This is a genomic window from Vibrio parahaemolyticus (assembly GCF_900460535.1).
GTDB classification, from domain to species: domain Bacteria; phylum Pseudomonadota; class Gammaproteobacteria; order Enterobacterales; family Vibrionaceae; genus Vibrio; species Vibrio parahaemolyticus.
Genome location: NZ_UHIL01000002.1, coordinates 1,783,473 through 1,805,352, shown reverse-complemented (window position 1 = coordinate 1,805,352; position 21,880 = coordinate 1,783,473). Strand labels below are relative to the sequence as shown.

Annotated in this window: 12 protein-coding genes and 4 tRNA genes; 9 read left to right on the top strand and 7 right to left on the bottom strand. The window is 43.1% G+C overall.

Translation table 11 applies throughout. The features are described 5' to 3' along the window. Nucleotides 1-77: 77 nt before the first annotated feature. Both alr and DYB02_RS25245 read right to left on the bottom strand, forming a co-directional pair. Nucleotides 78-1,307 carry an alanine racemase gene (alr, locus tag DYB02_RS25250; protein ID WP_029806452.1) on the bottom strand — a complete coding sequence of 410 codons (1,230 nt, stop codon included), beginning with the start codon at nt 1,305-1,307 and terminating at the stop codon, nt 78-80. 111 nt (nt 1,308-1,418) lie between these two features. Further along, on the bottom strand, nt 1,419-3,050 hold the full coding sequence (locus DYB02_RS25245; RefSeq protein WP_020837920.1) for a methyl-accepting chemotaxis protein: 1,632 nt from the start codon (nt 3,048-3,050) through the stop codon (nt 1,419-1,421). Nucleotides 3,051-3,585: 535 nt separating this feature from the next. Here DYB02_RS25245 and DYB02_RS25240 point away from each other — a divergent pair. The 4 genes from DYB02_RS25240 (at nt 3,586) to DYB02_RS25225 (ending at nt 6,052) form a co-directional block, all read left to right on the top strand. After that, nucleotides 3,586-3,672, top strand: a tRNA-Leu gene (locus DYB02_RS25240). 73 nt (nt 3,673-3,745) lie between these two features. Then, nucleotides 3,746-3,819, top strand: a tRNA-Cys gene (locus tag DYB02_RS25235). A 324-nt stretch (nt 3,820-4,143) separates the two neighbouring features. Continuing rightward, nucleotides 4,144-5,667 (top strand): alpha-amylase, encoded by a 1,524-nt coding sequence (gene amyS / locus DYB02_RS25230; protein ID WP_005480254.1) that lies wholly within the window; start codon nt 4,144-4,146, stop codon nt 5,665-5,667. 130 nt (nt 5,668-5,797) lie between these two features. Continuing rightward, nucleotides 5,798-6,052 (top strand): hypothetical protein, encoded by a 255-nt coding sequence (locus DYB02_RS25225; RefSeq protein ID WP_005460888.1) that lies wholly within the window; start codon nt 5,798-5,800, stop codon nt 6,050-6,052. A gap of 62 nt (nt 6,053-6,114) precedes the next feature. Here the strand turns inward: DYB02_RS25225 and DYB02_RS25220 are convergent, their stop codons facing one another. Further along, nucleotides 6,115-6,903 (bottom strand): lipase family protein, encoded by a 789-nt coding sequence (locus DYB02_RS25220; protein ID WP_029805330.1) that lies wholly within the window; start codon nt 6,901-6,903, stop codon nt 6,115-6,117. A gap of 98 nt (nt 6,904-7,001) precedes the next feature. Beyond that, nucleotides 7,002-7,934: a CHAD domain-containing protein gene (locus DYB02_RS25215; protein WP_029805328.1), complete on the bottom strand. Its 933-nt coding sequence runs from the start codon at nt 7,932-7,934 to the stop codon at nt 7,002-7,004. 443 nt (nt 7,935-8,377) lie between these two features. On the opposite strand from DYB02_RS25215, the gene DYB02_RS25210 reads away from it, so the two are divergent. Both DYB02_RS25210 and DYB02_RS25205 read left to right on the top strand, forming a co-directional pair. Further along, the gene (locus tag DYB02_RS25210) at nt 8,378-9,166 is read left to right on the top strand and encodes a DsbA family protein (protein WP_021821724.1); all 789 of its coding nucleotides are present in this window, start codon (nt 8,378-8,380) and stop codon (nt 9,164-9,166) included. Nucleotides 9,167-9,949: 783 nt separating this feature from the next. Next, a complete protein-coding gene (locus tag DYB02_RS25205) occupies nt 9,950-12,646 on the top strand; it encodes an Ig-like domain-containing protein (protein ID WP_029805326.1) in 2,697 nt (898 codons plus the stop codon). Between the two features lie 115 nt (nt 12,647-12,761). Here the strand turns inward: DYB02_RS25205 and DYB02_RS25200 are convergent, their stop codons facing one another. Continuing rightward, nucleotides 12,762-15,389: a hypothetical protein gene (locus tag DYB02_RS25200; protein WP_077345932.1), complete on the bottom strand. Its 2,628-nt coding sequence runs from the start codon at nt 15,387-15,389 to the stop codon at nt 12,762-12,764. 677 nt (nt 15,390-16,066) lie between these two features. Between DYB02_RS25200 and DYB02_RS25190 the strand changes: the two genes are divergently transcribed. From DYB02_RS25190 to DYB02_RS25180, 3 genes are all read left to right on the top strand, one after another. After that, a tRNA-Leu gene (locus tag DYB02_RS25190) sits at nt 16,067-16,153 on the top strand. Between the two features lie 73 nt (nt 16,154-16,226). Continuing rightward, a tRNA-Cys gene (locus DYB02_RS25185) sits at nt 16,227-16,300 on the top strand. A gap of 841 nt (nt 16,301-17,141) precedes the next feature. Then, a complete protein-coding gene (locus DYB02_RS25180) occupies nt 17,142-18,944 on the top strand; it encodes an Ig-like domain-containing protein (RefSeq protein WP_029805891.1) in 1,803 nt (600 codons plus the stop codon). Nucleotides 18,945-19,022: 78 nt separating this feature from the next. Here DYB02_RS25180 and DYB02_RS25175 read toward each other — a convergent pair whose 3' ends face one another. Together DYB02_RS25175 and rnk are read right to left on the bottom strand one after the other, a co-directional pair. After that, nucleotides 19,023-20,657 (bottom strand): hypothetical protein, encoded by a 1,635-nt coding sequence (locus DYB02_RS25175; RefSeq protein ID WP_029805893.1) that lies wholly within the window; start codon nt 20,655-20,657, stop codon nt 19,023-19,025. Nucleotides 20,658-21,091: 434 nt separating this feature from the next. After that, nucleotides 21,092-21,499 carry a nucleoside diphosphate kinase regulator gene (gene rnk, locus DYB02_RS25160; RefSeq protein WP_029805895.1) on the bottom strand — a complete coding sequence of 136 codons (408 nt, stop codon included), beginning with the start codon at nt 21,497-21,499 and terminating at the stop codon, nt 21,092-21,094. Between the last annotated feature and the right edge of the window lie 381 nt (nt 21,500-21,880).

Below are 21,880 nucleotides of genomic sequence, written 5' to 3'. Positions count from 1 at the left end.
GGCTTTTTGAGCGAAAAAAGAAAGCGAGCACGAAGCTCGCTTTGAGTTAGGAAGTGTTTAAAAAGGAAGTCGTAAGATTACTTCACGTACACGCGAGGGTTTGATGTGCCCCAAATGGTGTAAAGTTCTGGGAAGATCACGTCGGCGTTCTTCTCGATTTCTGCGGCATTGATGGTTTGAGATTTTTGGTTGCCGAACAGAACGACCTCAGAACCCGGCTTCACGCCTTTGATATCGGAAACGTCGATCATTGTTGTATTCATTGACGTTACGCCAACCACTTTTGCACGTTGACCATTGATCAGCACGTCTGCTGTATTGCCCATTTTTCTTGGGTAACCGTCAGAGTAACCGACAGGAAGGTTCGCCATTACGCTTTCTTTAGTGGTTGTAAAGCTGCTGTCGTAACCCACAGTGCTGTTTTTCGGTAGGTGGTGCAGTGATGCTACGCGTGTTTTGAAAGACACGATAGAAGGGTATTCAAGGTTAGTTGGTAGATCACCGTAAAGCACACCACCAGGACGGACCATATCAAGTTGAGCTTCTGGTACGTTAAGCGCTGTGTACGAGTTTGCTACGTGCAGAAGAATGTCTTCGCGTTTTAGATTCGCTTCTTCAATTAGCCATGCCGAGCTTTCTTTGAATGAGCCAAGTTTCGCGCGTACTTCTTCTGCGTTGTAATTCGGGAAGTGCGTCATGATACCGACAATCTCAACGCCAGATTGCTTAGCAATCGCAAGGGCTTCTTTTTTGCCGTTTTCTGTCGTCATGTCAATGCCGTTACGACCCATGCCGCCGTCGTTAAGCGCAAGGTGAACTTTGACTGTCTTGTTTGCTTTTTTAGAGAGTGCAGCGATCGCTTTTGCTTGATCAAGCGTGCCGATTAGCTCTTCAACATTAAGATCAAGTGCACCTTCAATTTCGCCAATCTCTGCTGAGCGAACACGCATTAATTGACCTTTAAAGCCGCTGTCTCGCACAACTTGTGCTTCTGCATTACTTGCGATCGCTACGCAAGGAATTTGCTGTTCTATGATAGTTGGCATTAAGCCTGCGATACCGTTGCCATAGGCGTCAGCTTTCATCACCGCACAGATTTTAGTCTGGTCATTCATGTGTGACTTAAACTGCTCGATGTTTTGCTTAAACTGACCTAAATCGATTTCTAGCCAAGTGTTGGATGATTGAATTTGACTCTCTTGGTCTAACGTCGTTTGAAGCTGGAGTGGAGCTGCGATTGAATGCATAGCAGGGGTGAACGTTGCTGCAGCAATGGCAATAGAAAGAAGAGTTTTCTTAAGGCGCATAAAACCTCCATACGCGTTTTTTATTGTTAAAGGAAAGCGTACGAGGGAATGTACGCCAGAAAAACAAAACGCCCCAAACTGCGGAGCTTGGAGCGTTTTTGTCGAGTCGTTTTAGTTTAGCTTAAAGCGGCTCATTACATCTTGAAGAGATACGGATAGCTGGCTCAGTTCGCGGCAAGCTTGTGCAGTTTGCTCTGAACCTTGCGCGACCTCTTGAGACGCAAGATGGATGTTTTCGATGCTACGGCTTAGTTCCTCAGCTACTGAGTCTTGCTGGTTACATGCCGTTGCGATTTGACTGCCCATGTCTGAGATATCAGAAATCGCATGTTCGATGTCGTTCATCAGTTGTTTTGACTGAATGCCTTGGTCAGCGCACTCGGCAATGCTTGTGCGAGAAAGCTCAGTCGCTGATTTCGCGTCTTTCGCTAGTGATTGTAGCTGCTCGATGATCGCTGTGATTTCACTTGTTGAATCTTGAGTACGGCCAGCAAGAGTACGAACTTCGTCCGCTACAACTGCAAAGCCACGGCCCGATTCACCAGCACGCGCTGCTTCAATAGCGGCGTTAAGCGCAAGCAAGTTTGTTTGATCTGCGATATCACGGATAACATCAACCACAACGTTGATTTGGTTCGATTGCTGTTCAAGCTCTGAAACTGTATCACCAGCAGCGCCGATAACATTTGCTACTTCACCAATCGCATCAACCATGCTTTGTGTTTCACGCACACCAAGTTGTGTACGGTGGTTTGCATCGTTTGCTTGGCTCGCTGACTCTTCCGTGTTGCGTGCAACGTCGGCTACCGCAGCTTTCATTTCCGTCATTGCTGTTGCAACGTGCGTGATTTGTAGCTGTTGGTCTTTCATGCCAGAAGCAGAAAGCTCAGAGATTTGGTTCATCTCTTCTACTGCACTGCTCAATTGCGTTACAGCGGCAATAACGTTGTCGATAACTTGGCGTAGGTCGTTTTGCATCTTAGTCGTTGCATCTGCCAACTCGCCCAGTTCATCGTTACCAATCAACTTACGATCGATGTCTTTAGAAAGGTCACCTTTCGCAATCGAGTTTGCTTGTTCCACAACAAGTTGTAGTGGACCACAAATCAAACGCGTTAGAACAAGCGTCATAACAATCATGATCACTAGAATGGTCACGTTGCTCGCGATGGATGAGTTGCTCAAACCGTTCACTGAAGAAAGGATGTGATTTTTGTTGCTGTCCATTGCGACTTTCAACAAGCGGATTAGCTCGTTTAGATCAGAATCGACGGCTTCGAAGTCGTTTAAAGAGTTAGATAGAACAGCGAGCGCTTCGGTTTTGTTGCCTGCTAACATCGACTCATTGTATTGGTCCATAGTAACCAAGTACTGTTTCCACTGACGCATTAGGCGTTGGAACGTTTGTTGTTCTTCACCTGGCCAAATGGTTGAGCCGTAAGCTTCAAGTTCTTTGCTGATCTTTTCGCGTTCACGGATGTTACTTGCGATTTTGTTTCTGATCTTATCTGCGTCCTTATAGGTGTAAGTAGCAAATTGAGAGCGACGCCAGTGAGAAAGATCATCTCGGATCGCATCCACTCTTTCCATTGCTGGAAGAGTGTCATCAGTATAGTTTAAAAGCTCAGATTTGATTTCTTTGAGCTCTGTAGACAAAAATACGCCAAATACAATATTAATAAGCGCAATCAGTAAAAAAGAGAGCGAAATTTTCTTCGCAATAGATAGGTTTCTGATAGACATTGGTGATATACCTTGTTTTTTTTATGCAGTGTCGTCAAAGTAAACCACGTCCTTATATGTGATATTGATCCATTAAATTACTGCAACACATTTAAAGTATCATTAATCGAAACGATTTTCGATAACGTATTGAGCTTTTCAAAAAAATAAATTATGTCAATGGTTTTATAATGGTAAGACCAGGCGTTTTATGCATTTACGTGTAACAAATTGTTGAAAATGAAAGGACGCTTCCATTTTTACGGGGTGTTAACGATGTGCTTAATGCACAAAAGGTGAGGGAAGTACCGGAATGGTTGTGCATGGATATGATAAGAGCGCGATGCGACGCTTGCTGAATTTATTGTTTTACTCATTTGGTGACGAAAATGTGTGCTGATTGATCGTCAATTAAACTTGTTAGCGTGCTTTTTAATCGTTTGAATCAAAAAGGTAAAATTTATTGTTGACCAGATAAATTAATCCGTTAAAGTACGCCTCGTTCTCACGGCACAGGCCGCTGAGAGATGGTGTTACCATCGCAAAGATTTGCGTTGCCCTGGTGGTGGAATTGGTAGACACAAGGGATTTAAAATCCCTCGGCGTTCGCGCTGTGCCGGTTCAAGTCCGGCCCGGGGCACCATCAAAACGATGTATGGATTTCAGATTCAGTTTTAAAGCATCGTTCTCATGACAATGAGAAAACAATCAGGTAAGGCGCGTTGGCAGAGTGGCTATGCAGCGGATTGCAAATCCGTGGACCTCGGTTCGACTCCGGGACGCGCCTCCATTATTTCGAAAGCCAGTCTCTTATGACTGGCTTTTCTCGTTTCTAGTGCTCGCAAATCGCTTCTTCTCTTCGTTTTGTTTCATTCGTATCCGTATCACCAAACTCATTTGATCGTCATTCAATATTTTACACATGCTAATTATTGATTTTATAAATGTTAATCAACTCAATAATTGTATGGGTAGATTGGTGTTAATTTCTCTTCGATTGTAATCCGAACTTTCTGTCTTACAGACAATACGTTAGCAAGTTTCATGTGTTGCTATCGCAGCTGCCTGGTAGGTCAGAAAGCGGGTTTTAGTCCTTTAACGTGAGAGAAAAATAATGAAAACATTCAAATTAAAACGCACTTTTTTACCGCTAACCTTGCTGCTCAGTGCTCCTGCCTTTGCCGGGCAAAATGGCACCATGATGCAGTACTTTCATTGGTACGTACCTAATGATGGCGCATTATGGACGCAGGTTGAAAGCAATGCTCCAGCACTCGCTGAAAACGGTTTTACAGCGCTCTGGCTACCGCCAGCTTACAAAGGCGCGGGCGGCAGTAATGACGTCGGTTATGGCGTCTATGATATGTACGATTTAGGTGAGTTTGATCAAAAAGGCTCAGTACGAACCAAATACGGCACCAAGGCTCAGTACATCTCTGCAATCAATGCCGCGCACAACAACAATATCCAAATCTACGGCGATGTTGTGTTTAACCACCGAGGTGGTGCTGATGGGAAGTCGTGGGTCGATACCAAGCGCGTTGATTGGGACAACCGTAACATTGAACTGGGCGACAAATGGATTGAAGCTTGGGTTGAGTTTAATTTTCCTGGCCGCAACGACAAATACTCAAACTTCCATTGGACTTGGTATCACTTTGACGGTGTTGACTGGGATGATGCCGGCAAAGAAAAAGCGATCTTTAAATTCAAAGGCGAAGGAAAAGCATGGGATTGGGAAGTCAGCTCTGAAAAAGGCAATTACGACTACCTAATGTACGCCGATTTAGACATGGATCACCCAGAAGTTAAACAAGAGCTGAAAGATTGGGGTGAGTGGTACATCAACATGACCGGCGTTGATGGCTTTAGAATGGATGCCGTTAAGCACATTAAATATCAGTATCTACAAGAGTGGATTGATCATTTACGTTGGAAAACAGGCAAAGAGCTTTTCACCGTTGGTGAGTATTGGAATTACGACGTAAATCAACTGCATAACTTTATTACTAAGACCTCTGGCAGTATGTCGTTGTTCGATGCGCCGCTTCACATGAATTTCTACAACGCGTCAAAATCTGGCGGCAATTACGATATGCGCCAAATCATGAATGGCACGTTAATGAAGGATAACCCAGTCAAAGCAGTGACTCTCGTAGAAAACCACGATACGCAGCCACTGCAGGCGTTAGAGTCGACAGTAGATTGGTGGTTCAAGCCTCTTGCTTACGCATTCATTTTATTGCGTGAAGAAGGTTATCCGTCGGTGTTCTACGCAGATTACTACGGCGCGCAGTACAGCGACAAAGGCTACAACATCAATATGGCCAAAGTGCCTTACATTGAAGAACTTGTAACACTGCGTAAAGAGTATGCGTATGGCAAACAGAATTCTTATCTCGACCATTGGGATGTGATTGGCTGGACCCGAGAGGGCGATGCTGAACATCCAAACTCAATGGCGGTGATCATGAGTGATGGACCGGGCGGCACAAAATGGATGTATACCGGTAAGCCAAGCACGCGCTATGTCGACAAGCTGGGTATCCGAACTGAAGAAGTTTGGACCGATGCCAATGGCTGGGCAGAATTTCCTGTCAATGGTGGTTCAGTCTCGGTTTGGGTGGGCGTTAAGTAACATCGTCCTGTGATTTTGATACAGAACATGCAAATTTCAATGAAACATTACATTTAATCAAGGTGTTATTTGATATTCATGTAACAAATGCGTAACTTATATTTGAGCATTATCTAGAGGAATATAAAGAATGGAATCTATTGCTGATGTATTGGTTGTCGCCATTGTGTTTGGTGCCATTTTTGGAGGCGGGATCGTCAAGTTGATCTTAAATCATCGTAAAGAAGTTCGAGCGTTAGAGATTTCTGAGCGAAATACGATGAGCCAAGAAGAGCAAGAAAGCCTCAAAAAGCAAATTGGCGAGTTAAAACGACGCGTTGAAGTGCTTGAGAGAATCGTCACCGACAGCAAATATCAACTTGAGAAAGAAATTGCTTCGCTGTAATTCAAATCTTAGAAAAAGCCGGATCAGTCCGGCTTTTTTATGTCTATCGTTTGGTTTTTCAGTCAACGTTCATCGAAAAAGTCTTTGTTTCGGATGTACTTACTCATTAAATGGTAAGAAAACGGACGAATCAGCCAACTAAACAGTGAACGCCCGAGGCGAATGAGTGTCGGCGTGTTCTCATAAATTCTGCCATTGTACAGCCACAGCATTTTTCCGACGTGCCAGTAAAGAAAAGGCACCGGAGGCATGAACGTCACAATATCGATATCACAACAAATTCGGTAGGTTTTATGCGCCAGACGATAGCGGCGTTTGAACGTCCAGTCACCAATGGCGGGCTGCCCGAAAGTCACAACGCGCTTGATGCTTTTCGGATACTTCTTTTCTATGTAATCCGCAAACACGCTACCAATTGCACCACCAGAAGAGTGGCCTGTCACCGAAATGCGCTTGCCTTGCAGAATAAGCGGGACAACGGTTGCTTCTAGCCGTTCTATCACGCTCAAACCTAAGCGGTCTTCGTTTCTACTAGGTAAACTTTCTTGGAACAATAGGTGATAAAACCCTGCGTGAATACGGTAGTTGAGACCTAATCGCCGGCAGTTTCGTGTCCACATTGCAAAGTTGAGCAACCAATCGGTAATGCTGTGAGAGCCTTTAATAACGACCACGACTTCATCGCGGTTTTTGCTCCACAGTACGCGAATCATAATCTTGCCGTGTTCGTTTCGGATGACTCGCTGACCATTGGGATCGAAGCCATAACGTGTTTGTTTAAAGACTCTTGGATACGCGAGGTTGCACAGTACGGCGTAGCGTTCGTATTGGTATCGTTTTAGTGGTTTCACGTTGTCTTACTTAAAACTGTCCAACCTTATACTCTAGTGAGCGAGTGTGAAGAACACGTGAACATCAGCAGAATGTGTTACCGGTTCACTCCTCTTGGTTAACGGTAAATCTCTAACGTAGAAGCGTCATTGATAAATGAATCAAAACTTTTTAGACGAAGTAAGGTAGATTGCCGAGATTGCTCATGAGCCTGTTTTATTTCCTTAATCAGAGATTTGAGTACTTGGCGATCTTGTTTGTTGTAGCGTTTGTCTTTGCGGAGCTGGGTGAAAAACGCAATTTGAGTCGAAGTGTCATTGAAGTCGCCGAGCTTGTCTTGAAGCAGCTTAAGTTGCTTCACATTTTCTTTGTGTTGTTGCGCGGGATAGAGAGCAGAGAAGCACTCCAGCAAGTAGCGCAGTGCTTTGCATTTAATGCGTAATGCGTGAATGACATCGTCTTTACTCGCTGGCGAGATTTTTCTTTGTGAGTTATTTACTTTTCTAAACTGGTCGGCAATCTTTTGATTTGCGAACGTCACTAATTCAATGTCGTTTTTTAGCAAGTCGTATTGTTTAGTTCGCTCAAGGCTGTTTCGAACCATAGCGCAATGCGCTTGGTAAGCAAGTGATGCCAACCAACTTGCTACGCGCACTTGTTCAGCATTCTTCATGGCATCAATATCCGCGAAAATGCGCGTTAATGATGAATGCTGTTCTGGCAACATCGCAAGATACTGATTGGTGTCTAAAGTGAACACATCTAGGTCTCGCAATAAGTTCGTTTGTTTCATTAATGTCTTTAAATGAGGCTTGAGGATGGCTAACTCAAAACAGGGAATCACTTCGCTGAGTAAAATGCATAAAGAGCGCATGCGTCGTAACGTGACGCGATATTGATGTGTAAATTCAGGGTGAAGGTTATCCATGATCCCTTGCTCTAACGAACGAGCATACTCAAACTCTCTCGCAAGAAAATCAGGCAATACAAAGCAGAGTTCGGAATCGAGATGCAGTGGCAATCGACTTGAAGATTTTGGTGGGGCGCTCATGGTTTTCCTCCAACATACTTAGACTAAGTGTAGAGGTTGATATTGCATAGACATAAAAGTCGTTCAAATAAATCGAAATATTACCAAGCAATAAATTAATTGTTTTAAATACATGTCGTTAGCCGATCGTCATTTTATATAAGCATAATATGACTATTTCTTATAACCATATTATTAACCGAATTGACTTATATCGACTCCTTTACAATACTTTTTACCAACTTGAAAGAAATTGCTGTCTTATCGTCAGTGTTAATAGCTATTCGGCATTTATTAATACTCAGATTAGATGGAAATCTGTAGCTTGTTGTTATTACTGATAGTTTAAATTTTCTCTAATCACTTAACAGGCATATTCTGTCAATGACATCTCAGCAAATCTTTTAATAGGGATAAGTAAAGTGCGAATTTATATTCGTACTATTTCATAGTGAGGGCGTGAGATGTTTATACAAACAGTAAGAATCGTCATACCGTTAGTATTACTGCAGTTTTTAACGGGTTGTCAGTCGGATGATAACGATAAGCTAAAGTCAGAAATTGAGTCATTAAAACAAGAGATCAGTCAACTAACAAAAGAAGTAGGAAAAATAGAAAATGAAGTGAAAGAAATGAAAGATTTGGCATTTAACCCACCCAAAAAAGAGCCACCGACTTTGCCAAATCAACCTAACTTTACCGAAGATGGCACACTGCCACTTCTTGGCAGTAAAGACGCAAAAATTGCTATTATTGAATTTTCTGATTTTCAATGTCCTTATTGTAAACGATTTACAGACAGTGCTTTTAAACAGATAAAAGAAAATTATATTGATACTGGTAAAGTGCAATATATTGCACGCGATTTCCCGTTGAGTTTTCACGCGAAAGCCATGGGGGCTGCGATCGCAGCTACGTGTAGTCTTCACCAAAATTCCTACTGGCCAATGCGAGATATGCTGTTTAGCAATGTCAAAGACTTAGGAGAGGAGCTCTATCAAAAAGCAGCCACAGATTTATCTTTGAACTTGGAAGAGTTCAATAAGTGCATGAAAGATAAATCAATTGCTAACAAAGTTGAACAAGATTTGACGTTAGGAAAATCCTTGGGCATTCGTGGTACGCCAAGTTTCTTAATTGGTCGCGTCGAAAACGATCAACTTATAGAACCACAGATAGTAGTGGGCGCGCAGCGGTATGCAGTGTTTGAATCTCTATTAGAGCAGTTATCGAATAGTGATAAAGCAAAATAATATTTTTCATATTGAATAAAAGGCAACTAATGTTAGTTGCCTTTATTTTATCTAAATTAACCAGTTTATTAATTTAGAGCTTGTCTTTATATATTGATATTAGGTGTCGATATTTATAGTTGCTCTGGTGAATTGAAACCACACACATAGATCTTCTTAAATCATCGATGCTTAATAATTGTTTTGTTTGTGTTAATTTTTGGTTATTTAAGATAAATTTCTTATTTTTCATGGGGTAACTTTGAGCATATATTAAAATGGCAAAGTTATATTAAGCTGAATTCATATTGAGATTGGCATTTTACTTGTAATTTAAATCTTCTTATATATTCATGCTTTAAATAAGAATGTTTGATCTTGCGATAAAAATTAATTGTTTTTGGTTGAAATTTAATCACTGTGTTTGTAGGATTTTACCTTCAAAAACCAACCAGAGCTTAAAAAATAGGAAAGAGGGGTAAATTTATTGCATACAAATAAATAATTTGTCTTGTGTTACTAATGCAAGTTTAACCTAAATAATAAATGACTATTTTAGAGTTTTGCTTTTTAATTTTTGTTAAAAGGCACGGCATCTTATTGACTAACTATTAGATGTCTTTGGGGTTCTAATTCTAGCATCTATTGCTTACCTTTAACGTTTATAGCTTTTCGAAATGAATGGAAATTCATACGTTTAGGCTAGTTATTTGCGCTTCCTAATCGTCAAGCGATCGACATGATTGCGGACTTCTGCTGCGCAAAAATTAAGAACCAAAGATAAAAATACATAAGAAATTAAGTATGTTTAATACCCATTTTAATATTGTTACTTCCAATACATTTAAACTATCAACAACGGCTCTTATCGGCCTCTTATCTCTGACATTCAACGCGACGGCGCAGTCGCAAGACATCCCACATGGACATGTGATTCAACAAGAAAAACTGGTTTCACCTACTGCTAAGGGAAAACGCCAACAGGCTCAAGATAATACCAGCGCATTAAAGCAAGCGATGGCTGATTATCGCGGTGCATCGGCGAAAAACAAACATCACTATTTAGAGCAAATGATTTCTCTTGCTCATGGTCGTCAAGCATTGCTTTCCGAGCTGTTTCAGTCAGATCCTAGCGCGGTAGCGCAGGTTACTCTGACTGCAAAAGCTCGCAAAGGTATGCCTGGAAAAGTACAAGCTTTGCTAGAGCAGGAGCAAACGCTAGAAGGCGAACTGGAAGTCTTCTACGAAGATTATGAAGATCACAGCAAGAGCCGTCTTCGACACGTACTAAACACCTCTGAGGGACTTATTGAGGTGCACGGTTCTTCACAATCACCAATCAACGCGATTCAGTCGGGTGCAAAAGTACGTGCGCGTGGTTGGAAGTTCAAAGACTTAGCAGATAAATTGGACGCTTTAGTCGTAGCTGACGAAGCGGATGGACTGTCTGTGTTAGCGCAAGATAGCTCGGGGACGGTTACAGCATCGACTACGACGAGTTCTGCTGCGTTATCAAACACTTTTGGCGAACAGCGCACGTTGGTGCTTCTGGTTAACTTTCAAGATAATCCGCAGCAACCGTGGACCATTGATGAAGTTCAAGACATGGTTTTTGGAAAGGTTAACGACTTCTACAAAGAGAACTCCTTTGGTCAGACGTGGTTGAGTGGTGATGTACACGGTTACTACACGTTGCCGATTAATAGCAGTTGTGATTACAAAGGCTTTGAAAGTTACATTACGGCGGCCGCTGAAGCGGATGGCATTGATACGTCTAGCTATTCACGCAAAGTCTATATCTATCCCAAAGTAGAGAACTGCGGTTGGTCTGGAATGGGTACCGTTGGTGGCAACCCGTCAAGAGCTTGGATTAATGGCGCATTTAGGCTGAACACGATTGGGCACGAATTAGGTCATAACTTTGGCCTTCATCACGCTCAAGCATTAGAGTGCGGTACAAATACAGTCGGTGGTACGTGTTACAACTATTCGTACGGTGACACGTTGGACATTATGGGAACATCTAATGGTCATTTTAATGCTTTTAACAAAGAACAGTTAGGTTGGATTAAACCATCCGAGCAAGAGGTCGTTACGGTTACCAATAGCGGCACATATTCTTTGGAACCCTATGAAACGGCGCCAGCAGGTGCAGCTAAAGGTCTAAGGATTAAACGTGGGACTGATGCGGCATCTGGACAACCATTGTGGTATTACATTGAGTACCGTCAACCTATCGGTTTCGATAGTTTTCTTGAAGGGCAAACTACAATAACGGATGGCGTCGTTTTCCACGCTGTAACTGGAGATGATTTGAGTAGTGTCCAACTGCTTGATATGACGCCTAACAGTGTGAACTCAGACCTGATTGATGCTGCCTTGATAGCGGGCAATACGTATGAGGATACAGAAGCCGGTATTACCATTACGACCGAATGGGCTGATAGCACAGGCGCAAGTGTCCACGTTAGCTTCGCTGAGCCTATGTGTGTGCCAAGCATGCCGAGTGTTGCTGTTGTTTCCAATCAAGTTTCAGGTGTAGAGTCTGGTAGCACCGTGGGGTATTCGGTTACGGTAACTAACAATGATGGTGATGGATGCGCAACATCGAATTTCGCTATTGAAGCAAATGCTCCAAGTGGGTGGGTGACAACGCCATCTCAGTTAAATTTGGCTCCTGGTGCGAGTGATACAGTGACGGTTGATGTGACTTCGGATCAAGCTGCGATAGACGGGACCTACGGCATTACATTCAACGTGACAAATGTTACTGGTACTGACTACGACGCGAGTGCTACAGCAAATTATGTGGTTGAAACTGCGGTTGAAGCTTGTCAGCTATCGACGCCATTTCTCATCATGTCTACTAACCAAAATGGGGATTTTGAACCGGGTAGTACAGTAAGTTACACAGCGACGGTTACCAACCAAGATAGCGCAACATGTGACGCGACTACTTTCACGCTAGTGGCAAATGTTCCAAATGGCTGGAGTGCGAATAGTGGTGCTATGACTTTGATTCCTGGTGAAACCCAATCTATTACAATGACAGTAACATCGAGCACTGAAGTTACTGACGGTACTTATAACATTGTTATCAATGCGAAACATTCTGCTGATGCAAGCTTGAATGCTAGCCAAGTAGTGAGTGTGAGTATTGTCGCTCCAGTCACGGAAAATAACGCTCCTGCCGCTCAAAACGATTCTGTGACGTTGACATCGAAAGAGCCAGTGACTATCGATGTACTCAAGAATGACAGTGATCCCGAAGGAGATACGTTGAAGGTTATCTCAGTGACTCAAGGCGCGAAAGGAACCGTTCAAATTACATCAAATGGTCAATTGCTTTATTCTCCAGCGAAAAGCTTTAAAGGTAGCGATAGTTTTAGTTACACCATCAGTGATGGCGTGAATACGGCTTCTGCATCGGTGAATATTGGTTTTGGTAGTTCTGATACGAGTACTTCTACGGGGAGCAAAGGCAAAGGTCGAAACAAGTAAGTTGACTTAGACAAGTTGCTCTAGAAAAACAAAAATGCCAGTCAGAAGTTCTGACTGGCATTTATTTTAAGGTAAGGTAGGCCTTGGCCTTACTGATTTTTAGTGCATTCAAACATTAAGGTTGAATCACATCTTGAGTTTGAACCGTAACTTCCACTTCTGCAGCTCGAATACTACCGTCATCATCCAGCACTTCTATAACAATGCCATCATCTGCACCAGAGGCGCTGAAGGTATCGAAAATACCAAGTGCATTGAAGAGTTGAACACGAACGAAACAAGCATAGGTCTCGCCAGCAGGAATCGTTTGTCCAACATTACAGTAACCATCAAGCAATTGTTGGAATGCAGAGTCAAGCACACCTTCAATGCTCGTACCAGAGTCATCGAAGATTCTGAATAGAGTACCTACATCAACATCACCAGGGGTGGTTGCGTCAGGAATACTCACACCGCGAATCGACATTTTGTTCAAAGTAATGTCTTCAAAAGTACTGCTGTTGGTTACTTTGACAAATACGTTGGCATGGAAACCGAAGTTAGCTTCAAATTGCGGAAGCACATTATCAAAGTTCACTTGAGCAGTATCTTCGTTCGATTTGGTCTCAGGTTCACTTGCATCATTTGGATCGCGTTTAGCTGTGACGAATGCAGTATTTAGCAAGAATGTGTCGTCGTAATCTGTATTTGGATCGTTTGAACCATTACCAGTTACATCAGCGACTAAGGTACACATGTAAGGTGTGCCATATTCAATCACTTGAGGGAACGAACACTCATCGCTTCGTTGAGTTGAAGAAGCACTTGCTCTCACGCTGCTAAATAGCACGTCATCCGTCAACGAAATCACGGTCAAGTCTTCTTTGGTTACCGCATTAGCATTGGTCATCGTAAATCGGTAAACGACCTCATCTCCCGGTTCATCCACGTTGATAGATTGCATGAACGAAGCTGAATCGATAGCTGGTGTTGGAACGTTTGCGTCTACAGACACGGCAACATCTTTGACAAGCGTAATCATTGGTTCGGCACGAGTCACACTGACTACCGCCATATCGTTCGCTGCACGAGCCTCATTGTCGTTGATAATGACGTTTACGGTATTGGTGTAGGTACTACCATCCGCAACAGTGACATCGACAGTATATCGACAAGTGAAGGAACCAGTCATTTTCGCTAACGGTGTATCGCTGTTAGGATTATCTGGAGCCGTGTTACAGGCTGGAGAACCCGTGCTGTCAGCTAACAGATTAATATCGTCGGCCAAGTTTCCTGGTGTACCGTTATCATCGACAAGTTGGATTACCCATGCCGAGTCAACTGTACTTAGATTGGTCACAGTAACTTCATAGGTGATAAGTCCTTCATCATCAATATACCAAGCGCCAGCTACATTACGTAAACCTGGGCCGCTGATAGGGGTTTTAGTGATATCTACGGCTGGGTCGACGTTGATCATTTTAACTGTAACGACATTCGAACAGTTACCATCATCGTTTGTCGCATCACCATCGGTAGGGTCACAGGTATCATCGCCAATTACAGTGCCACGACCTTCATTATCGGTAGCGCTAAAGCGAATGAAGTTTTGATAAAGCTCCTCAGGTTGTCCCGCAGCGTTTGCTGTGGTTGGGGCTGGATCATCTGGGAGATCTTCATCATTGATCTGAACGTAGAAACTACAAGAAGTACTTGGAGTTGTATCAGTTAGTATGATTGGATAACTGAGTGACTTACAAGTATTCGGGTTACCCGCAGTGTCTAGCAGATTAAGCGTACCTTGGTTGTCTGCACCGCCAGTTAAATCGAACTGTTCAAAGATCGAACCGTCTGTGCTTGAACGATAGATATCGGAAAGGCTAGTGATTTGAACTGCTGAACCTGCAGCTTTAGTAATCGTCAAAGTATATTTGAACGTACCTGCTGGCTCGTTGCTGCTAGCTGGCTCGACGGATTTCAACACAGTTGGTGGATTCGGTTTAATGAATACCGGAATGTTGAAGTTGTCACATTTACATTTCGATTTGTTGTTTGGAACTTGGCCAGGATAAGCGCTGTCTTCAGAACAGTTGCCGCGTTCGATGTTGTCCCACGCGGCACAGTAGTTGAAGTCAGCTTGTCCATCTAAGCCGTCATCCTCACAGATAATTTCGAATACAGCATCTTCAAGAGTGTATTCGTCAGCGGTTAGCTCAGATTTTTTAATATCACCACAGGCGTCTCCATCAAGCTGCTGGGCGACAAGAAAATCAGGGTCAAACCCACCAGCACCAACTGGTACTGGCAATAGGACACTACATGCGTCCCCATCTTGATAAATTACGTCTGGATCGACGTTCTCTTTTCGAGGTACATAAAAGGTGGTATCCCAGCGCTCTGCTGCATTAGCACGCACACGAATATCTGCTTTTAATTTAAAGGTTTCCCCCAAGGTACAGGTCAAATTCCCAGAGCTGCTGCCATCTGGAAGGATTATCTCTTTAGGAATGACCTGCGTAATCTCAACGTCGTTCGCGGTACAGTTTAGAGCTTCACCTAACGTACCTTTCATACCAGAACCGCCAGTATCGAAGTACGCGTCCGCCATACAGCTGTTTGCTGAATTAGCGGGATCTGGATAAATAGGTTGCTCGGTTAATGCATTCGCAGGTGAAGCGGTGGTTAACCCATAAAAGGCGGCAGCACTTATCAACATAGCGCTGAGTATCCCTTTATGTCGGTTGTATATTAAATGTTCCATCATCTACCTTCTTTTCTCATTGAAAGTTGATAAAAGGGCGATGTAAGTATCCAATGATGCCAACACTGGACTCCGGCATCATTGAACACACGAACTGCTGTGCCCCCTGTCCCATGACAATTGCTCCACAAAGTGTGTGTTCTGAAACTTGTATGGTGGAGCGCTTGTCGGTGCCCACTAGAGAGCAAAAAACAAACCAACACCTATTACATTGATTTTTAAATATTTTGTGTTTTCTAAAACTGTTTCAAAAACACTTTGTGTGAACAGAGTGTTAACTTGTTGGGAAACGGTCTAGGAGGCCATTCCTAGGAATTAAACGAGATATCAGTCGGTTATGGAGGGAAAGAAAAACGTGCCACTTGGGTAGTGTTCGAGTTAACAGGTGGACACTTTGTTGACAGAGGGTGAGAAAACCATGTGTCTTGCTGTTGTTTTTTGTGCCTAACAAAGTCAATGTAGAGACTGGGGGAAGGGGATTTGAACAAGATTGTGAGGAACCAATTTGAATGATAGTTGCACTAATTGTGCGTGATTTATGCTGTCGGGATTGCTTTTTAAGCATCTGAATCAAAAAGATAAAATTTATTGTTGACCAGATAAATTAATCCGTTAAAGTACGCCTCGTTCTCACGGCACGGCCGATGAGAGATGGTGTTACCATCGCAAAGAATTGCGTTGCCCTGGTGGTGGAATTGGTAGACACAAGGGATTTAAAATCCCTCGGCGTTCGCGCTGTGCCGGTTCAAGTCCGGCCCGGGGCACCATCAAAACGATGTATGGATTTCAGATTCAGTTTTAAAGCATCGTTCTCATGACAATGAGAAAACAATCAGGTAAGGCGCGTTGGCAGAGTGGCTATGCAGCGGATTGCAAATCCGTGGACCTCGGTTCGACTCCGGGACGCGCCTCCATTATTTCGAAAGCCAGTCTCTTATGACTGGCTTTTCTCGTTTATAGCACCCGCAAATCATTTTCCTCTCTTGTTCTGGCTACAATTAATTATCATCATTCTGTTTGTCACATCATTATCATATTCAAAGTGTATTTCCATCTTTTCTACAGAATAAAACCATTTATCTTGTTCAATTTTTCTTCACAGGTAGGAATTGAATAGTAGAGTGAAGCTTCTATATTTCTTCGAGTGATCTTATTATTGTCATCATTTTATATCTATTATGTTCATATAAATGCCACCTTAAATATAAAGTTCACACTTGGTGTGTAATGTGATTAATGTTTTTATTTTGTTTGTTAATTGTTATTCTTTGTTGTTTTTAAAGGTAAGGCTTTGAAATGTGGTCAGTAAAAAAACTAATAGCAGTTGAGTGAGAACAGTTTTGCGCTCATTTTCTATTTTCGACATATATTTCATTGATTGATAATGGTTTTTATATTTAAGAGTGCAATCGGTTCATTATTGATTCGATTGAATATTCTCAATTTTTGAGCGAAAAATGATCGATGTTTAACTGTTTGATGTGATTGAAACTCTTTGGCTCTTACAAAGAATTAACGTAATTTGGTGATGTGGTTGGTTGAATTTTAACCTTTTGCTTTGTTATGATGCTGCCTCATTTATTGATGTTGGTGATGTTTTAGAAGAATAAATACATTATGTATAGAAAATTGAGATTATTCATGAAATAAGATCTGGTTCTATATTTTCTAAATTTTAACCTCTATCTAATCCTATATATTCTTATCGTTAATTCGGTGGGAAGGATAATTATTATAATTATTTCAGGTGAAGCAGTGATTGATAAACTCCGCATGAATAAGCACGCCCTAAATAAAGGGATCTTTTTCTTACTCGTCTTATTTCTATTTCTACAAAATATCCAGTACGCCAAAGCTGCAGGCAGTTCAATAGGCCAACAAGATACGTTGGTGATGCTATTGAATTTCAAAGAGAATCCTAACGATCAACCGATCACGTCAGAAGAGGCGCACGCGTTAGTATTTGGTGAAGTTAACGATTTTTACCAAGAAAACTCCTACGGCAAGACATGGCTAAGTGGTCAAGTTGCAGGTTGGTACACATTGCCTGTATCGAATCAGGTGTGTGATTATCCTTCGGTTCAAGCGGAAGCGGATAAAATGGCGCGTGCTGATGGCGTAGTGCTTGAGGATTATCAGCGCATCATTTACATCATGACGCAATCAGGTTGTGCTGGTGGTGGTTCTGCAACAACAGGGAAAACGTTCCCGAGTCGTGCATACATAGATGGCACGCTGTCAGCAAGAGTGATTGCACATGAATTCGGGCACAACCTTGGTTTGAGCCACGCTAAGGCGTTGGATTGTGGCGATGCGTCGGTATCGAACAACTGTAGCGTAATTGAATACGGCGACTCGTACGATGTTATGGGTACTCCTGATATGGGTTACATCAATACGTACTACAAAGAACGTATGGGATGGTTGAATGATGCCGAATCACCAAACATTCTTACGGCAACTCAAGATGGTTTGTATGAAATCGCAGAGTACGAAACCCAAGACATAACACAAAACATCGCTTTAAAAATACCTCGCGGTGTGAACCCTAATACTGGCTTGAAGGAGTGGTTCTATGTCGAATATCGTCAAGCGATGGGTTATGACCAGTTTTTAGATGACCGCTCTTATATGCTGTTTCGTGGTGATGTGACGGACGGTGTGATTGTTCGTTTAGTCGAAGAAGGCGCGGAAGAAAGTTACATTCTGCACATGAAGCCAAATTCGGATTACAGCCAAGTTTATGGCCGAAAGGATTGGAAAGATACTGCGCTACCAGTGGGTGACAGTTTCACCGATCCAGTTTCTGGTCTCACGATTAATCTTGCGAGTGCAGCCAATGGTTTTGCCGGTGTGAACTTATCGTTTGGTGGTTCGGTAACTCCAAGCGTTTGCGAGATGTCTGCGCCAAGTGTGTCTGTGAAAGCGACGTCTGATACACAAGTTAATGCTGGCGACACGGTTGAATATCAACTGACGGTAACAAATACGGCGAATGACGTTTGTGGCACGATTCGTTTTGATGTGTCTGCTCAAGTAGAGAGTGGTTGGCAAGCGAGCTCTCAATCTATTTCCCTTGCCTCTGGCGAATCTAGCATGGCTACCATCGCGGTGACTTCTGCTCTAAGTGCAACCTCTGGTGACTACCCTGTGACGTTTAATGTGGTAAACACGAAAGATGAGGCTTACAACGTGGCTAAACAAGCAACGTATGCCGTTGCTGAGCAGCAAACGGGCAGTGGTGATGTAGTGGCGGTTGACGATAACGTTCAGATGAGCAAAGTTTCAACGGTAAGCATTAATGTGTTGGGTAATGACATCATTGCTGATGGTGTGTCTGTCGAGATCTCAGCAATGAGCGCACCGAGTAAAGGAACGGTGAAGCTACTTTCTGATGGGAGTATCCAATACACGCCAGCGAAGCGATTCAAGAATCAAGACAGCTTTAGCTATACGATCACCAGCGGTAATGTTACGTCGACGGCAATGGTGACTGTGGCGCTGCAATCATCTCCTGATTCTGGCGGATCTTCACCTGGCAAAGGTAAGAACAAATAACAAAGCAAAGCCACCTTATGTTTAAGGTGGCTTTTTCGTTATTGTTTACAGTGGATTGCTGCTATCGGTTTGTCTTGCTTACGGTGCAGGACATAGTGGACAGCTTGCCTCTACAGGCATGCCTGTATCGACAGTGACACCTGTAATGGCGTTAACACCTTCTGCAACGACGGTGTCTTTGAAGGTTCTTACATCATGTGCAACAACCGGACCACCAGAAACGTCACTACCCGGAGCAGGGATGTAGGTACCATCGTAGTTCATACAGCTTTCAGGATTTAAAGTACCGACATCTTTAACGACTGTCATACCGTCATGCATTTCAGTAATTTTCACATCGTTAAGTTTCACTTTACTGTCGTTACATAGTTTACCTTCGTAGTTCACTCTTAATCCGTACGCGCCAGATGCGTTTTCTTCAACGTAGGTTGTACAGTCTTTAGTGATACTCAATGCGCCCACTGGAGTAAGTGGAGGACAGCTATCTGTGTCAGACTTAGTAAGCACAGGTTCGCCACCATCTTTGATGGCTGCGCTCGCCGTAGCCTCATTTTCTACACCGTTGATGAGCGAAACAAAGGAACCAGTAAATGTTGCAGTTTCGCCAGCGGCAAGAACGTCAGCAGTGAATGAATCGCCAGCGGTAATATCTTCAACATAAAGATCGTAAAGTGCACCAAAGCCAGTATTGGTTACTTTGATCTCGTAGTTGTAGATGATTGAGTCACCACTTGGTGATAACGCACCAGTTGGACATGTTTTCACAAGTTCCATACCACATAACTGGAATTGACCTAAAACGAAGTCTTTCAAAGATGCGGTGAATGAAGCAGACGAACGGGTTTCAGCCATGAAGCTGCTGAAACAAGACGCTGTGCCGTCGATTCCGCCAAGCAGTTGAGTGAGGTTTACACCACCTTCATAGAAGCTTTCGTATGGGAAAGCGTTCATTGTGCCGTTTTTTGCAGTGTATGGCCAAGGTGATGGGATTGGTGTTTCACCTTTGTTGGTGGTTGCACAACCAAAGTCGCCATCATTGACAGCAGAACAGTCAGCAGGGTTTGCACCACTGGTTTCCGCTTGTAGACGTAAGTTTTTGGCTGCACAATCGCCAGGGGCAGGGTCATTACTGTCCGCTTTTGAACAGGTTGGATCCCAAGTTACCAATGCGGCGTAAGGTTCATCATTCGCACCTTGCGGATAATCAATCAATACCAAAACGTCGCCCACAACGTGTTGACCAGAGAACGAACCGTCATCAAGGGCTTGGACATCATCTTGGAAGAACCAGAAACCCATAAAGGCATCACCTACGTTCGCAAAACGGTCGGCACCAAAATAAATGACCAAATCCGAACCGCCACCGCCGTTATCGACGCCGTAGGCAGCAGCATAAGCATTGGTTAAGTCATCTTTATCTGGTACAGAACCATCTTTGTGAGACCATTCTGATATGTCTTGAATATCTTTTCGACCACCAGTAAATATGGAGATAGGTGACGGATCGGGAAGAATCCCAGTATCGACGTTGGCACTGTCGCTACCATCGTAAATATTTTCCCAATCGTCCCCCGCAACGGCGTCGTCTGTTGCATTACCTTCCAGTTCGAAGGTGCCCAGATCATGAACCGCCCAAGTCGGCGAGGCGAACACACTCAATATCAGCCCCAAGCAAAATGCTCGAGCCAATATCACCAGTTTATTAAAGTCCATCTTACTTTCTCCTTTTCCAAACAGAAGATACGAGCCGATTGGTGCTCATAACGGCAAGGAGCGTCTCCAATTAACACGTCATCACGATTGACGCTGGGCTCGTTACGTACGGGAGGGGTTAAGCAAGAAGTAATCCGTTAGTTAACTAGCTGAAAATATGAATAAAAATAATTTCCAACTGTCGTGGTGAACAGTTTAGATAGCGGTGTTTAAGTGATACGGGACGATAAGCGTATGAATTCGATTGAAAAGACAGAAATCTGTATCAGATGGACAATGTGTAACACATGTGAACAGGTTGGAGAGGCTGGCGAAGAGAGTAGCAAGGCTGCGCGAGGGAAGACGAAGGTGAAAAGCGACGATGTAAGAGAAAGTTCGAGAAGCTCTCCTGGTGCAAAGTCTTGCGATGTCCTTTGCACCGGGACTCCTGAGGGTTAGCGGTTTAGTGCACCACAACGCTCAGGTTGGTATGCGATATCGACAATTTCAATCGTCTTCACTTGTTTGTTTGGCATTGGCCAATCGAGCTTTTGACCCACAGACAAACCGATTAGTGCGCTACCAACAGGAGCAAAAATCGAAATGTCATCACTGCTTTTTAGCTCTGATGGGTAGACCAATGTTTTGGTCATGGTTCTTTCTTCGCCCGAAAATTTAAACTCAACGGTTGAGTTCATGGTGACCACATTCGACGGCATCTCTTCTGGTTCTAAAACCGTTGCGCGGTCAAGCTCTGCTTCTAGCTCAACAAGCTCTGCAGCGATGTTTGGCATCTTATCCAGCAGGGCGGTAATTCTGTTCATATCTAAGCTTGAGATATAGATAGAGTTGTTTTCTGACATTTTATGACTCCCAAATAAAATGCCGCCTCATAAACATGGGACGGCGCTCTATATGTCAATTACGGTATAAATCACATGGTTTTCATTCCATATGAACTGCTTTTGATTCTAGTCTTTATGCAATCTGTTAGCTAGTAAAAGATTTTTATTGTGGGGCTTGATTTTTTCTAAAACTATCAAACACTTCGAACGCTGTTCGGTACAAAATTTTTCCTTATAACCATAACTTATCATGGGCAGCTGATTGCTTATAAGCGTTCTTTGTAAAAACTACCAATATTCGTTAATAAATTACCTTAATTTATAGGTAAACAGAGCAAATAGAGCCGACTACCCCTTTAGGGTAGTTTGAATTTGTAATTGATTTACATCATGTATTAA